General features: G+C 55.9%; 13 protein-coding genes. 9 read left to right on the top strand and 4 right to left on the bottom strand.

What is annotated here, in order from left to right:
• The 3 genes from fruK to EGO56_RS06275 all read right to left on the bottom strand — a co-directional run bounded on the left by fruK (position 1) and on the right by EGO56_RS06275 (position 2,593).
• Entirely contained in the window at positions 1–939 is a 939-nt protein-coding gene (gene fruK, locus EGO56_RS06285; protein ID WP_033733296.1) for a 1-phosphofructokinase, read from the bottom strand.
• A complete protein-coding gene (fruB, locus tag EGO56_RS06280) occupies positions 936–2,066 on the bottom strand; it encodes a fused PTS fructose transporter subunit IIA/HPr protein (protein WP_033733297.1) in 1,131 nt (376 codons plus the stop codon). Before fruB ends, fruK begins: the two co-directional genes overlap by 4 nt.
• A 272-nt stretch (positions 2,067–2,338) precedes the next feature.
• The gene (locus EGO56_RS06275; RefSeq protein ID WP_135908027.1) at positions 2,339–2,593 is read right to left on the bottom strand and encodes a YkgJ family cysteine cluster protein; all 255 of its coding nucleotides are present in this window, start codon (positions 2,591–2,593) and stop codon (positions 2,339–2,341) included.
• A gap of 163 nt (positions 2,594–2,756) precedes the next feature.
• Here EGO56_RS06275 and yeiP point away from each other — a divergent pair, with 163 nt between their 5' ends.
• The 9 genes from yeiP to yejF all read left to right on the top strand — a co-directional run bounded on the left by yeiP (position 2,757) and on the right by yejF (position 13,573).
• The gene (gene yeiP / locus EGO56_RS06270; RefSeq protein WP_003854146.1) at positions 2,757–3,329 is read left to right on the top strand and encodes an elongation factor P-like protein YeiP; all 573 of its coding nucleotides are present in this window, start codon (positions 2,757–2,759) and stop codon (positions 3,327–3,329) included.
• A gap of 75 nt (positions 3,330–3,404) precedes the next feature.
• On the top strand, positions 3,405–4,373 hold the full coding sequence (locus EGO56_RS06265; RefSeq protein ID WP_135908025.1) for a CobW family GTP-binding protein: 969 nt from the start codon (positions 3,405–3,407) through the stop codon (positions 4,371–4,373).
• Between the two features lie 44 nt (positions 4,374–4,417).
• Positions 4,418–5,125 carry a phosphatase PAP2 family protein gene (locus EGO56_RS06260; RefSeq protein ID WP_135908024.1) on the top strand — a complete coding sequence of 236 codons (708 nt, stop codon included), beginning with the start codon at positions 4,418–4,420 and terminating at the stop codon, positions 5,123–5,125.
• Positions 5,126–5,638: 513 nt separating this feature from the next.
• Positions 5,639–6,214, top strand: coding sequence for a bifunctional murein DD-endopeptidase/murein LD-carboxypeptidase (mepS, locus tag EGO56_RS06255; RefSeq protein WP_013358530.1), 576 nt, complete (start codon positions 5,639–5,641; stop codon positions 6,212–6,214).
• Between the two features lie 288 nt (positions 6,215–6,502).
• Positions 6,503–7,999, top strand: coding sequence for a cyclic di-GMP phosphodiesterase (locus EGO56_RS06250; protein ID WP_238349002.1), 1,497 nt, complete (start codon positions 6,503–6,505; stop codon positions 7,997–7,999).
• A 44-nt stretch (positions 8,000–8,043) separates the two neighbouring features.
• Entirely contained in the window at positions 8,044–9,852 is a 1,809-nt protein-coding gene (locus EGO56_RS06245; protein WP_135908023.1) for an extracellular solute-binding protein, read from the top strand.
• A gap of 11 nt (positions 9,853–9,863) precedes the next feature.
• Entirely contained in the window at positions 9,864–10,958 is a 1,095-nt protein-coding gene (locus EGO56_RS06240) for a microcin C ABC transporter permease YejB (RefSeq protein ID WP_061062943.1), read from the top strand.
• On the top strand, positions 10,955–11,977 hold the full coding sequence (locus EGO56_RS06235; RefSeq protein ID WP_135908022.1) for an ABC transporter permease: 1,023 nt from the start codon (positions 10,955–10,957) through the stop codon (positions 11,975–11,977). Before EGO56_RS06240 ends, EGO56_RS06235 begins: the two co-directional genes overlap by 4 nt.
• Complete coding sequence (gene yejF / locus EGO56_RS06230) at positions 11,978–13,573, top strand: microcin C ABC transporter ATP-binding protein YejF (RefSeq protein ID WP_135908021.1); 1,596 nt, start codon at positions 11,978–11,980, stop codon at positions 13,571–13,573.
• On the opposite strand, the gene EGO56_RS06225 is transcribed toward yejF, so the two are convergent.
• Positions 13,560–13,880: a YejG family protein gene (locus tag EGO56_RS06225; RefSeq protein ID WP_013358536.1), complete on the bottom strand. Its 321-nt coding sequence runs from the start codon at positions 13,878–13,880 to the stop codon at positions 13,560–13,562. The two genes, yejF and EGO56_RS06225, sit on opposite strands and share 14 nt — an antisense overlap.
• Between the last annotated feature and the right edge of the window lie 262 nt (positions 13,881–14,142).

Genomic DNA, 14,142 nt, shown 5'->3' with positions numbered 1-14,142 from the left:
TCAGTTAACGGGTTGTAAGTCGACGCGCGCCATCATTGCGGCCAACTGAGTACGATCGGAAACGCCGACATTGCTCTGGCTGACGGCCATTGCCGCCACGGCAGTCGCAAGACGCAGCGTGTGTTCGCTGGATTCGCGCATCAGCAGGCCATAAATCAGGCCGCCAACCATGGAATCACCTGCACCCACGGTGCTGACAACTTCACACACCGGCGGTTTAGCAATCCATTCACCCGAGGCGTTGACCCACAGCGCGCCTTCTGCGCCCAGCGAAATCACCACATGGGCGATGCCCTGCTCGCGCAGTTCGTGCGCAGCACCAATGACATCCTGCAGGGTTGGCAGTTTGCGACCGGCCCAGATTTCCAGCTCACGACGGTTCGGTTTAACCAGCCACGGTGCGGCTTTCAGTCCTGCCACCAGCGCTTCGCGGCTGCTGTCAAAGATGATGCATGGGCAGTGGGTGCGCAGTTCGGTCATCCAGCGGGTAAAGGCATCGTGATCGACACCTTCCGGCAGGCTGCCGCTGACGCAGACCATATCGAACTGGCCCAGCCAGGTCAGCGAGTCGGTGGTAAAACGATCCCAGTCCTGACCCGTTACCTGAAAACCGGAGAAATTCAGATCGGTAACGTCGCCGGTCTGTTCAGTGAGTTTAACGTTGATACGGGTACGGCCTGGCACCACCTGGAAACGGTTAGCAATGCCCAGCTCGCTGAACAGCTGCTGGAAGCCATCCTGATTCTCTTTACCCAGGAAGCCACCCACGGTGACATCGATACCCAGGTCTTTCAGAACTTTGGCGACGTTGATGCCCTTGCCCGCAGCATGCAGCCCGGTGGTTTTCACCAGGTTGACTTCGCCACGTTCAATTTCAGGGGTATATCCCACCAGGTCATACGCCGGATTCAGCGTAATGGTGGCGACGCGTCTGCTCATGATGCCCCCTCGCCCAGACCGCTGGTGATCGCTTCTTCAATCGCGTTCAGCGCCTGCTGTGCATCGTCACCGCTGGCAGTGAAGCGCAGGCGATGACCTTTCTTCACGCCCAGCGCAACCACTTTCATCAGGCTGCGGCCATTGGCTGGTTTACCACTGCCGTCGAGGTTGGTCACGGTGATGTCGCTGTTGAACTGCTTGATCACGCTGACCAGTGCGGTGCCCGGACGGGCATGCAGGCCATGTTCGTTACGGATGGTGTATTCGGCGGTCAGCACCTCAGCCTGCTCATCGACTTCGCTGGTCAGCAGCGCGTAGACGCCTGCCGCATCGGCTTTCAGAAGACGATCGGCTTTGCCCTGCTGCAGTAATGCGCTGAGGTAACCCAGCACTTCCAGCGGACGCTCATCGGTCGCCGACACGCTGATTAACAGTGCAGCCTGTTCGCCCTGATGGTCGAAGGCATGTTCAGCACGGCTGATAGCCACGCCGCTGCGCAGGTTGCCGAGGCTGCTGTCGCTGAGCCAGATGCCCTGCCCCAGATTCAGCGGCGTCGTTGAAACCACATCTGCGACGTAGCTGGCATCCACCACGCCCGCGGACTGCAGCCGACCGGCGTTCATTGCCTGCAGGGTAATCAGATCGCTGGCGGCGACGTTCAGCGTAATTAATGAAGTGTCGAAGCTGAACTCGGCGGCTTGTTTCTCGCCCATCAGCAACGCACGAAGATCTTCAGCAGAGGCGGTTTTAAGCTGTTCGGCAATAGAGTCATCGCTCAGAACATGCGTAAGCTGACGCAGCAGCGCCAGATGTTCATCTGACTTAGCAGCAATCCCGATAGCGACATAGGCGGTCTGATCCTCTCCCCAGGCAATGCCCTGCGGGAACTGGAACACCTGAACACCGGTTTTCAGCACCAGATCGCGGGTATCGGTGGTGCCATGAGGGATGGCGATGCCGTTGCCGAGGAAGGTTGAGGTCTGCTGTTCGCGCGCCAGCATGCCGTTGACGTAGCCTTCCGTCACATTGCCTGCAGCGGTTAACGCGGCAGCAACCTGACGAATGGCCTCTTCTTTGTTCTGGGCGCTGGCTCCGGTATGGATGGCCTGCAATTCGAGCTGGAACATAATTCTCCTCGCTTGCTGAGATTGAATCGTTTCAGCCGGTGGGGATTTTTTTACGCCATACTGTTGAAAACAGGTGGCGCAGTCACCGCTGAAACGTTTCAGGGATTGTGGTACAGCAACTTTCCGGAGGCAAGAAAATGCGCAAATGGCGTAACAGATTTTTGACGTTACGCACACTTCTGGGTGGTTAAGGCGAATAAAAAGTGAACAGGCTGACGCGGTTGCTGTAAACCAGAGATTACCGGACCAGAAATTTCAGCAGCGTCAGCGCCTCAGGGCGCGGTATCCGCTTCAAGTTGCAGCAGATATGTCATCGCCTGGTGGCGGGAATCTCCGCACATGCTGTGTGTGGGTTGCAGACCTGCGCAGACGGCTGGACGCAGTGGTGAGCCAAACAGTTTGCAGCGAAGTGTGTTATCAAGCTGAATACAGGGCGTGTTGGCGGGCTTGCCGTCAGGCATGCCAGGAATCGGCGAGGAGATCGAAGGTGCCGTGCAACAGGCACCGCATTGGCTACGGCATTGCATGCTGTGCTCCGGCAGAGAAAGTCGCGGCGACAATAGCAGTCCACCGCGCTAATTACCATGAAAGCCGCGGCCTGACACAAAATTTCGCATCCATGATATTGCCAGTTTTCACCGGCGCGAGTAACGTTGCGCGCACTTCACTCTCAAGATAGCGAGAACAGCAATGCCAAAAGCCAATGAAATCAAAAAAGGGATGGCCGTCACGCACAACGGTAAACTGCTGCTGGTTAAGGACATTGATGTCCAGAGCCCCAGCGCACGCGGTGCCGCCACCCTGTATAAAATGCGCTTTACCGATGTCCGCACCGGTTTAAAAGTCGAAGAGCGCTTCAAGGGCGACGAGATTATTGATGCAATTTCGCTCAGCCGCCGTAGCGTGACCTTCTCTTATATAGATGGTGACGAATACATTTTTATGGATGATGAGGATTACACCCCCTACTCCTTTAAACAGGAGCAGATTGAAGAAGAGCTGCTGTTTATTCCTGAAGGCGGCATCCCTGGCATTCACGTACTGACGATGGAAGGTCAGGTGCTGGCACTGGAACTGCCACAAACCGTAGACATGGAAATCGTGGATACCTCTCCCGGCATTAAAGGTGCTTCCGCCAGTGCCCGCACCAAACCGGCCGGCATGAGCACGGGTCTCTCTATCCAGGTGCCGGAATACCTCAGCAATGGTGATCGCATCCGTATCCATATCGCTGAACGCCGCTACATGGGTCGTGCAGACTGACCGGTAGCCTTCTGCCTGGCGTGATAATGTTATAGTATTACATTATCACGCTATTCTCTGGCAGGAGTTGGTCTTATGACACGCGTTAACCTGATCACCGGCTTTCTGGGTAGCGGCAAAACCACGCTGCTCTGCCATCTGCTGGCCGCCAGGCCCGCCGGGGAAAAGTGGGCAGTGCTGGTCAACGAATTTGGTGATATCGGGATCGACGGTGCTCTGCTGGCCGATCGCGGCGCCACGCTGAAAGAGATCCCCGGCGGCTGCCTGTGCTGCGTGAATGGCCTGCCGATGCAGGTCGGGCTGAATATGCTGCTCAGGAGCAAGCCCGATCGGCTGCTGATCGAGCCAACCGGCCTGGGTCATCCGCGTCAGGTGTTGCAGATGTTAAGCGCGCCGGTTTATCAGGCGTGGCTGCAACTGAATGCCACCCTGACGCTGCTGGATGCGCGTCAGCTGGCCGATCCTCGCATCGTTGCCAATGAAAATTTCCGCGATCAGCTCGCGGCTGCCGATATTGTCATCGCCAACAAGCGCGATTGCTGGGATGAAGCGGACCGTCAGCGCCTGGCGGAATGGCAGCAGCAGATGCAGCCTCCGCGTCCATTAATACAGACAGAATTTGGTCAGGTCCCCCTTTCCCTGCTGGATATGCCGTATCAGCCCCGCGCTCTCCCTCTGCCGCATCATCATCATCCGGCAAATCCCACCAGCGGTCTGGCGGCGTTACGTCTGGATGGCGAAGCACGCTGGCGTCGGGCGCTGAATCACGGCCAGGGTTACAGCGCCTGCGGCTGGCTGTTTGATGCTGATACGCTTTTTGACAGCGGCGCACTGCTGGAGTGGGTGCGGCAGGCAGCGGTCGATCGTGTTAAAGGTGTGATGCGCACGCCAGAAGGCACAATGCGTATTAACTGCCAGGCAAAAGAGTTGCAGAGTGAAACCCTCGCCACACCGCCACCCGATAGCCGCATTGAGATCATCCATTCTCAGCAGGCTGACTGGAATCGGCTACAATCGGCGTTGTTGAAGTGCCGTTTACGCTAACACAGGTATTGTCGGCGGTTATTTTTTTTAAATGAGTTTTGATTATGCGCGCAACCCGCCTTATTACTATCCTGCTGCTTAATGCACTGGGCGTAGTGCTCTTTCTTTCGTGGTATCTGCCGCCAGAACATGGTTTCTGGTTCGGCATTGATAAAACTATATTCTATGGCTTCAACAATCAGATGGTGAGCCATCCGCTGTTCGCACTGATCGTCGCCATCACCAATTTTCGTGGTTTTGATGCAGTGTCATTGCTGGCCATGGGCCTGCTTTATCTGTCGATCTGGCGACGTGAAACGCCACAGGCGCGGCGGCGGATGCTGGCAATCGGCATCACTATGCTGCTCACCGCCGTGGTGCTTAACCAGCTGGGCCACCTGTTGCCGGTGAAACACTCCAGTCCGACGCTGTTCTTTGAGAACGTGCATCGCGTCAGCGAACTGACCGGTATCCCCGCTAAAGATGCCTCGAAAGACAGCTTCCCTGGCGACCACGGTATGATGCTGATTATTTTCGCCTGCTTTATCTGGCGTTATTTTGGTTTCAGCCGTTTTTTAATTGCCGCCGCTATTGTGGTGATATTTTCACTGCCGCGCGTCATGGCGGGTGCACACTGGTTTACCGATATTGCCGTCGGTTCAATGTCAGTGATATTAGTGGGGCTGAGCTGGTGGCTATTAACGCCGGCCAGTGACGTGCTGGTTAACTGGTTTTATCGCAAATTACCGGGTAAATATAAGCCCGTGACGTAAATGTTAAGCGCGGACGATTTAATCGCCCTGGTCTTAACCGTCCGCGCTTATAAAAAACAGCCCACCACTATTAGCCTGCTAATTAAATTCACGAAAAGAAAAGGTTATGACCCTGCTGACAGGTTAAATAGCCACCAATATCCTCTGTCAATTAAGAAAACTCCAAAAACAGAGGCTATGCCCTGAATTGACGCCCCTTTCACTGCCTGTTCTCATCATCATTTCACCACAATTGTTGCTAAAGTAGTCAGTGTGTTACGGTTTGATTTCACATCAAAAAAACCTATATGAAATTGATTAAAAGCACTCGCCACGGCGTCTGTAATCAGTTAACCTCAGTCGCAGTGAGGCTACAGCGGCAGAAAATTCGGATTTTTTACCGTTAAAATGTGTCCATTAACACATTTTAGTAATTAAGGATTTGTCTTAGGCTGTTTCGCTTATTAATCTCCCTGTTTTGTCATCTGGCTGGCGACAATTTTGTCGTAAGGAAATCGAAGGAAAACCCGAATAATGGTCAAGTCTCAACCAATACTGAGATATATCTTGCGGATCGTGCCCGCACTGGCGCTGGCCACACTCCTCTCAGCTTGTAGCAGTACCCATAGCAGTCAAAACGCGAATAACGAGAATCATGAAGTTAACAACCACAATGGTTTTTTACTTCAGGCGTCTCAGGATGAGTTTGAAGAAATGGTGCGTAACGTCGACGTTAAGTCGCGCATCATGGAACAATACGCCGTCTGGAAAGGTGTGCGCTATCGCCTCGGTGGCGATACCAAACGCGGGATCGATTGTTCCGCCTTTGTACAACGCACCTTCCGCGATCAGTTTGGCTTAGAATTACCGCGCTCGACCTCTGAGCAGCAGGACACCGGTAAAGAGATTACCCGCAGTAAACTGCGTCCTGGCGATCTGGTGATGTTCCGTGCCGGTTCGACTGGTCGTCATGTGGGTATTTATCTGGGTAACGACAATTTCGTTCATGCCTCCACCAGCAGCGGCGTCATGATCTCCAGTCTCAATGATGACTACTGGAAAAAGCGTTACCGTGAAGGACGCCGTGTATTAAGTCGTAACCCGACCTGATTATCACCTTCGATCTTCTCTCAGCCAGAGAACATGAAACGCTGCTTACGCAGCGTTTTTTTTCGTGCCTTATTCTTAGCGGCAGTCGTTTTATCAGATAAAAGCATTGTATTTCAGATTAATAACGAGACATTTCGGACACTCTCGTTATATTCTCGGTCGCTTAAACCGAAGCAGTCGTGTGCAATAACATAATAATAATTTGATCAGGGGAAGTTCCTCATGCCACTGTCGGGGGCGCTAAGGCGCCATGCCACCTATCCTCGCCGAATCGCATGGAGTAGTGCGATGGCCGGTGGCGTATTCTTTCTTCTGTTTGCCGCCCTGTCATTTCACCAGACCTGGCAGAAGCGCGAACGACAGCATCAGCAACTGCTGGAGAACAGCCGCACAGCATTACAGCAAACGCTTTCCAGCCTGCTCAACAGCACCCTCAGTCCCCTGCTTCCGTTCACCCACACTGCCTGTCATACCATTAATCGTGAACTGACCTCGCGCGCCGCGTTTGCCGGTAATCTCCGCGCCATCCTGCTGGTTAACGACGGCAATGCCTTTTGCTCCTCGGCCACCGGCAGTTTTAGCCTGCCGCTTAATGTGATCGCACCTGATAGTGATGTCTCACGTGACATCGATCTACAGCTGATGTCAGGCACGCCGCTTCAGCCAAATAAACCGGCGCTGGGATTGTGGATTAAAAATCCTGGCAGTCAGCAGTCAGGTGTCTTCGCGACGCTGAATATCAGTCTGGCTCCCTACCAGCTGCAGGTCTCCGGGCATCCGGAAATTACCGGTATGGCGCTGATGGCGCAAAAGAGTGCTTTAACCAGCTGGCAGCCTGGCGTGATGAAAAATAAAAATCTGCCGCCGCCGCTGCATCAGCAGGCGCTGACAGGCTATCCGCTGAAGTTTGTATTGTTCGGTTCGGTTCTGGCGTTCAGTGATTATCAGAATATCCTGCTGTGCAGCCTGCTGCTGTCACTGCTGGTTTCCGGCGGCTGCTGGCTGCTGTTATCTGTTTATCAGCGTCCGGGGAAAGAGCTGATTCGGGGCATGAAGCGCGGCGAGTTTCACGTTGAATATCAGCCTCTGGTCACCTCCCATGATGGTCAGCCTTATGGTATGGAAGCGTTACTGCGCTGGACCCATCCGACTGAAGGCCCGATCCCGCCGGATGTGTTTATTCAGTATGCCGAGTCACAGAACCTGATTATTCCTCTGACCCGGCATCTGTTTCAGTTGGTTTCACGTGATGCGCACCAGCTGTGTCATACCATTCCCCGTCATGCCTGCCTCAGCCTCAACATCTCTCCGCTGCATCTGGCTGACAGCTGTTTCCGGCAGGATGTGCTGCGCTGGCTTGATACCATGCCTGCGGCTCACTTTAATTACGTGTTTGAGATTACCGAGCGCGCCATGGTGCGCGATGAAAACGTCGGGGAACTGTTTGACTGGCTGCATCAGCAGCATATCAATATTGCCATTGATGATTTTGGCACCGGCCACAGTGCGCTGATCTATCTGGAACGTTATGCGTTTGATTACCTGAAAATCGATCGCGGTTTTGTCCAGAGCATCGGCACAGAAACCCTGACCTCGCCGGTGCTGGACACCGTGCTGCAGCTGGCGAAGAAACTGAATCTGAAAAGTGTGGCGGAAGGGGTAGAAACCGGCGAACAGGCCGCCTGGCTGATCCATCGTGGCGTGACCCATCTGCAGGGTTACATCTTCAGCCGTCCGCTGCGACCGGAAACGCTGATAGACTATTTCCGGCGTCATAACGCCTGAGACTCTCTGGCCCGAATCGCGCCGGACATTTAACAGGAGAGAACATGCTATTTCGCTTAGGATTTCTGCTGCTGTGCGGCCTCTTCAGCGCCCCGCTGCTGGCTGCATCGGTCCTGCAAACGTTCGCCTTCACACAGGCCGGCGAAGCGAAATATCCGCCCGGCTTCAGCCATTACGATTACGCTGACCCCCGCGCGCCAAAAGGCGGCAGCATTACCCTGGCGGTAGTGGGCACTTACGACAACTTTAACCGCTACGCCTCACGCGGCAATCCGGGCATCAACACCGGCACGCTTTATGACGGCCTGTACACCAGCTCAGACGATGAACCGGGCAGCTATTATCCACTGATTGCTGAATCAGCCCGCTACGCCAGCGATTTTACCTGGATTGAGATCCGCCTGAATCCCCGCGCCCGGTTCCATGACGGCACACCAGTCACCGCCCGCGACGTAGCGTTCACCTTTCAGAAGTTCATGACCGAGGGCGTGCCTCAGTTCCGCGTCGTCTACCGTGGCGTGACCGTCAGGGCGCTGGACGATCACACGGTCCGCATCGGGGCACAGAAACCGGATAAAGATCTGCTGCTTGGGTTACTGACGCTACCGGTTATCCCCGAGTCGTTCTGGCGCGATAAGAAGTTTAACGAGCCATTAAGCGCACCACCGCTTTCCAGTGGACCTTATCGCATCACGCGCTGGAAGCTGGGTCAGTTTATTGAGTTCAGCCGGGTAAAAGATTACTGGGCCGCCGATCTGCCGGTGAATCGCGGACGCTTTAATTTTGATCGCATGCGCTATGACTACTATCTGGATGACAATGTGGCGTTCGAAGCCTTTAAAGCGGGTGCGTACGACTGGCGTGAAGAGACATCGGCGAAGAAATGGGCGACCCAGTATCGCGGTCGCAATTTCGACAATGGCAGCATTGTTAAAGAAACCGCGCCCAATGACGCCGCTATCGATACCCGCTGGCTGGCATTCAACAATGAAAAACCGCTATTCCACGATCGCCGCGTGCGTCAGGCGTTATCACTGATGTTCGATTTCGAGTGGATGAACAAAGCGCTCTATTACGGTGCATGGCAGCGTGCCAGCAGCTACTTCCAGAATACAGAGTATGCGGCCCGCGGCGTGCCGGATGCACAGCAGCTGGCGCTGCTTGAACCCTGGCGCGCGCAGCTGCCACCTGCGCTGTTCAGCCAGCCTTACCTGCCGCACAAAATCGATGGCAGCGGCTATGACCGCGCCAGTCTGTTAAGCGCGTTTGACCTGCTGAAACAGGCGGGCTGGCAGATTAAAAATCGCCGACTGATTAACGATAAAACCGGTCAGCCGTTCACCGTCGAGTTGCTGTTGCGCAGCGGTTCTAACAACGACTGGGCGTTACCGTTGCAGCACAACCTTGCGCGGCTCGGCATTACGCTGAACCTGCGGCAGATCGACAGCTCGCAGTACCTGCGGCGCCTGCGTGAAGGCGACTATGACATGATTGCCACCGTTTATGGGGCGATGCCAATCCCGACCTCCAGTCTGCAGATCCTCTGGCAGTCCGACTACATCACCTCGTCGTGGAATACCGCGCGGGTCAAAGATCCAATCGTCGACCACTTTGTGAAACAGATTGTGGCGCATCAGGGCGACCCTGCCGCGCTGCGGCCGCTGGCACAGGCGCTGGATCGGGTACTGCTGTGGAATGCGTATATGATCCCGATGTGGTACAACGCTGAACAGCGGCTGGCGTACTGGGATAAGTTTTCTCACCCTGCCCGCAAGCCTGCCTACAGCACCGGGCTGGAAAACTGGTGGTACGACACAAACAAAGCCGGACGCCTGCCGGCCAGCAAACGCTAAGGAGATGACCGTTGGCCGCATACTTTCTGCGCAGATTGCTGCTGATTATCCCGACCTTATGGGCGATCATCACGCTTAACTTTTTTATCGTGCAAATCGCGCCCGGCGGACCGGTCGATCAGGCGCTGGCGAATATTGAGTTTGGTCAGACCACCGGCCTGCCCGGCAGCGGCGCGGAGAGCGCCAGTTCACGCGCCAGCGTCAGTCATCTTAATCCCGCCGATAATCAGTACCGTGGCGCGCGCGGGCTGGATCCCGAAGTGATTGCGGAAATTAAAAAGCGTTACGGCTTCGATAAACCGCTGTGGCAGCGCTACGGCGAGATGCTGTGGAACTACCTGCGTTTTGATTTTGGCGACAGCCTGTTTCGCAGCGCCTCGGTGATCGGGCTGATTAAGGAGAGCCTGCCGGTCTCCATCAGTCTGGGATTATGGAGCACGCTGATCATCTATCTGGTCTCGATCCCGCTGGGGATCCGCAAAGCGGTGCGCAACGGCAGCGCCTTTGATGTCTGGAGCAGCGCGTTTATTATCATTGGCTACTCCATTCCGGCTTTTCTGTTCGGCATCATGCTGATCGTACTGTTTGCCGGTGGCAGCTACCTCGACTGGTTTCCGTTGCGCGGGCTTACGTCTGCGCAGCACGACACCCTGCCCTGGTATGGCAAAGTGCTGGATTACTTCTGGCATATCGCCCTGCCGGTGCTGGCGACGGTGATTGGCGGCTTCGCCACGCTGACAATGCTGACGAAAAACGCCTTTCTGGATGAGATCCGCAAGCTCTACGTCGTCACCGCGCGCGCTAAAGGCGTGCCGGAACGCCGTATTCTCTATCACCATGTGTTTCGTAATGCGATGCTGCTGGTCATCGCCAGCTTCCCCGCCACGTTTATCAGCATGTTCTTTACCAGTTCGGTGCTGATCGAAGTGATGTTCTCGCTCAACGGACTCGGCCTGCTCGGCTATGACGCAACGCTGCAACGTGATTATCCGGTGATGTTTGGCACGCTCTATATTTTCACGCTGATCGGTTTGCTGATGAATATCCTTAGCGATCTGACCTATACGCTGGTCGATCCGCGCATCGATTTCGGGAGCCGCTCATGACGCTCTCTCCGCTGAATCAACAGCGCTGGCAGCGCTTTCGCCATAACCGGCGCGGCTACTGGTCACTGTGGATCTTTCTGGTCATTTTCCTGCTGTCGCTGTGTGCTGAACTGATCGCCAATGACAAGCCGCTGCTGGTGCATTACCAGCAGCGCTGGACGGTGCCGCTGCTGTTTGACTACAGCGAAACCGACTATGGCGGCGTACTGGCGACAGCGGCGGATTATCAGGATCCCTGGCTGCGGCAGCGCATTGCGCAGAACGGCTGGGCTTTATGGGCTCCGATTCGCTTCAGCGACAGCACCATCAATTTTGCCACCGAGGTACCGTTCCCCTCTCCGCCCTCTGCGCAGAACTGGCTCGGCACGGACGCCAACGGCGGCGACGTACTGGCTCGTCTGCTCTATGGCACGCGCATCTCCCTGCTGTTCGGCGTACTGCTGACACTTATCTCCAGCGTCATCGGGATTGTGGTCGGTGCGGTGCAGGGTTATTTCGGCGGCAGGATTGACCTGATCGGGCAGCGGATGATTGAGGTCTGGTCCGGCATGCCTGCGCTGTTTCTGTTGATCCTCCTCTCCAGCGTCATTCAGCCCGGTTTCTGGTGGCTGCTGCTGGTCACCGTCGCGTTCGGCTGGATGAGCCTGGTGAGCGTGGTCCGGGCCGAGTTTTTGCGAACCCGAAACTTTGATTACATCCGCGCAGCACAGGCGCTGGGCGTCAGCGATGGCCGGATTATGCTGCGTCACATGCTGCCTAACGCGATGGTGGCTACCCTGACCTTTCTGCCCTTTATTTTGTGCGGATCAATTACCACGCTCACCTCCCTCGACTTCCTGGGCTTTGGTCTGCCGCTGGGTTCGCCTTCGCTGGGCGAGTTACTGCTGCAGGGCAAAAATAATCTTCAGGCACCCTGGCTGGGCCTGGCGGGCTTTTTCACCCTGGCGATCCTGCTCTCGCTGCTGATTTTTATCGGCGAAGCGGTGCGCGACGCCTTTGATCCGGGCAAAGGAGCCTGAATGACAACGCCACTGCTTGCCATCAATCATCTCTCGGTCGCCTTTCGTCAGGGCGAGCAGCTTCGCCAGGTCGTGAATGACGTTTCACTGCGCATTGACGCGGGCGAAACGCTGGCGCTGGTGGGCGAGTCGGGTTCCGGGAAGAGCGTTACGGCGCTGTCGGTGATGCGACTGCTGCATGAGGCGGCGGTAGTTTATCCCCGTGGAGAGATTCTGTTTAACGGTGAAGATCTGCTGCGCGCCCGCGAACAGCGTCTGCGCGCGATTCGCGGCAACCAGATTGCGATGATTTTTCAGGAGCCGATGGTATCGCTGAATCCGCTGCACACCGTGGAGAAACAGCTGGTTGAAGTGCTGTCGCTGCATCGCGGGCTGCGTCGCCCGGCGGCACGCGGTGAGATTCTCAGCGTACTTGATCGGGTCGGTATCCGTCAGCCCGCTACCCGGCTCAACGATTTCCCCCACCAGCTTTCCGGCGGAGAACGCCAGCGGGTGATGATCGCCATGGCGCTGCTGACCGAGCCGCAGTTGCTGATTGCCGATGAGCCGACCACTGCACTGGATGTGACGGTACAGGCGCAGATTCTGGCGCTGCTGCGTGAACTGCAGCGGGAGCTGAATATGGGCATGCTGTTTATCACCCATAACCTGAACATCGTGCGTCAGCTGGCGGATAACGTCAGCGTGATGCGTCAGGGTCACATCGTGGAACAGAATCGCAGCCAGATACTGCTGAACCAGCCGCAACATCCTTACAGCCAGCAGTTGCTGGCTGCGGAGCCGGAAGGAAAAGCGCTGCCGCTACCCGCAGACGCGCCGGTCATTCTTCGGGTCGAACAGCTTCAGGTCAGTTTTGCGCAGCGGCGCGGACTGTTCCGGCGGCAGACCGGCGAAAAGCAGGTGCTTTCCGGGCTGAGTTTCAGCCTGCGGCGGGGCGAAAGTCTGGGCCTGGTGGGCGAGTCCGGGTCGGGTAAAAGCACCACCGGCCTGGCGCTGTTGCGGCTGATTTCCTCACGTGGCGACGTCTGGTTTGACGGCCAGCCGCTGCATCAGCTGTCGCGCCGGCAACTTCTGCCGCTGCGTCAGCGCATTCAGGTGGTGTTTCAGGATCCCAATTCCTCCCTCAATCCGCGTATGACGGTGCAGCAGATCATTGCTGAAGGTCTGGCGGTGCATCAGCCCGAACTCAACAGTGCGCAGCGGGTGATTGCGGTGATGGAGGAAGTAGGACTAGAAGCGGAAAGCCGGCATCGTTATCCGGCCGAATTTTCTGGCGGTCAGCGACAGCGTATTGCTATCGCACGGGCACTGATTCTGGAGCCGGAGCTGTTGATACTGGATGAACCCACCTCATCGCTGGATCGCACGGTGCAGAAGCAGATTCTGACGTTGTTACGCCGCTTACAGCAGCAGCGTCAGCTCAGTTATCTGTTTATCAGTCACGACCTGGATGTGGTTCGCGCCCTGTGTCACCAGCTTATTGTGCTGCGTCAGGGGGAGGTAGTGGAACAGGGAGAGTGTGAAACGTTATTTGCGTCACCGACGGCTGTGTATACCCGCGAGCTGCTGCAGTCGGCGCAACTCAACCTGCGATAAAGGTTTCCGCAATCGCCACGCCCTGATTCTTCAGGCAGCAGTTAGTGGCGCTTTCGTCGCGACGCTGAATAAACAGGCAGGGCTGCCCTTCGCACTCGGCCACTTTGCAATCGACCTGAATATCCGCCAGCACCTCTTTCAGCTGCTGCAGGATCTCCCACGCCGGAATGCCGTCATGGCTGATCAGACGCAACGCCACGAACTCCTGCTCATCCAGCATTGTGTCATCGGATTCAATGGCACTGTGGTGATCGCTGGCCCAGCGAAAACGCTGTGGCAGACGATGCACAATTGAAAGTTGCAGCATAGGTTACTCTCCCCGATGAGTTTATGTCGCAACACCGACCTGCCCGGCTGAAAACGGGTTGATCCCCGCAGAGTCAGGACAGGGATGGCTGGCCCGTCCGTGCGGATTGCAGAAGCGCATTTTTTGCGACTTACATCGCACTTCAGCCTATATGTACCGCGTTCACACGCCGTTAACAATCATTTTAGACGCATTGTGGTTACTTTTTTAACTAAAAGTTTTCACAAGTAAGAAACAAAACCGGCGAGATGTGCATCACTGC

This window comes from Pantoea vagans, from assembly GCF_004792415.1.
Lineage (GTDB): Bacteria > Pseudomonadota > Gammaproteobacteria > Enterobacterales > Enterobacteriaceae > Pantoea > Pantoea vagans.
The sequence above is the reverse complement of the archived record's forward strand: the minus strand, read 5'-3'. Positions and strand labels throughout refer to the sequence as shown.

Bases quoted from the DNA above. Each gene is read 5' to 3' on its own strand.
- EGO56_RS06250 (WP_238349002.1), top strand. From the start codon at position 6,503: ATGGCCGGTGGCGTATTCTTTCTTCTGTTTGCCGCCCTGTCATTTCAC.
- EGO56_RS06260 (WP_135908024.1), top strand. From the start codon at position 4,418: ATGCGCGCAACCCGCCTTATTACTATCCTGCTGCTTAATGCACTGGGC.
- fruB (WP_033733297.1), bottom strand. From the start codon at position 2,066: ATGTTCCAGCTCGAATTGCAGGCCATCCATACCGGAGCCAGCGCCCAG.
- EGO56_RS06265 (WP_135908025.1), top strand. From the start codon at position 3,405: ATGACACGCGTTAACCTGATCACCGGCTTTCTGGGTAGCGGCAAAACC.
- EGO56_RS06235 (WP_135908022.1), top strand. From the start codon at position 10,955: ATGACGCTCTCTCCGCTGAATCAACAGCGCTGGCAGCGCTTTCGCCAT.
- EGO56_RS06275 (WP_135908027.1), bottom strand. From the start codon at position 2,593: ATGCAATGCCGTAGCCAATGCGGTGCCTGTTGCACGGCACCTTCGATC.
- EGO56_RS06245 (WP_135908023.1), top strand. From the start codon at position 8,044: ATGCTATTTCGCTTAGGATTTCTGCTGCTGTGCGGCCTCTTCAGCGCC.
- fruK (WP_033733296.1), bottom strand. From the start codon at position 939: ATGAGCAGACGCGTCGCCACCATTACGCTGAATCCGGCGTATGACCTG.
- EGO56_RS06225 (WP_013358536.1), bottom strand. From the start codon at position 13,880: ATGCTGCAACTTTCAATTGTGCATCGTCTGCCACAGCGTTTTCGCTGG.
- yejF (WP_135908021.1), top strand. From the start codon at position 11,978: ATGACAACGCCACTGCTTGCCATCAATCATCTCTCGGTCGCCTTTCGT.
- mepS (WP_013358530.1), top strand. From the start codon at position 5,639: ATGGTCAAGTCTCAACCAATACTGAGATATATCTTGCGGATCGTGCCC.
- yeiP (WP_003854146.1), top strand. From the start codon at position 2,757: ATGCCAAAAGCCAATGAAATCAAAAAAGGGATGGCCGTCACGCACAAC.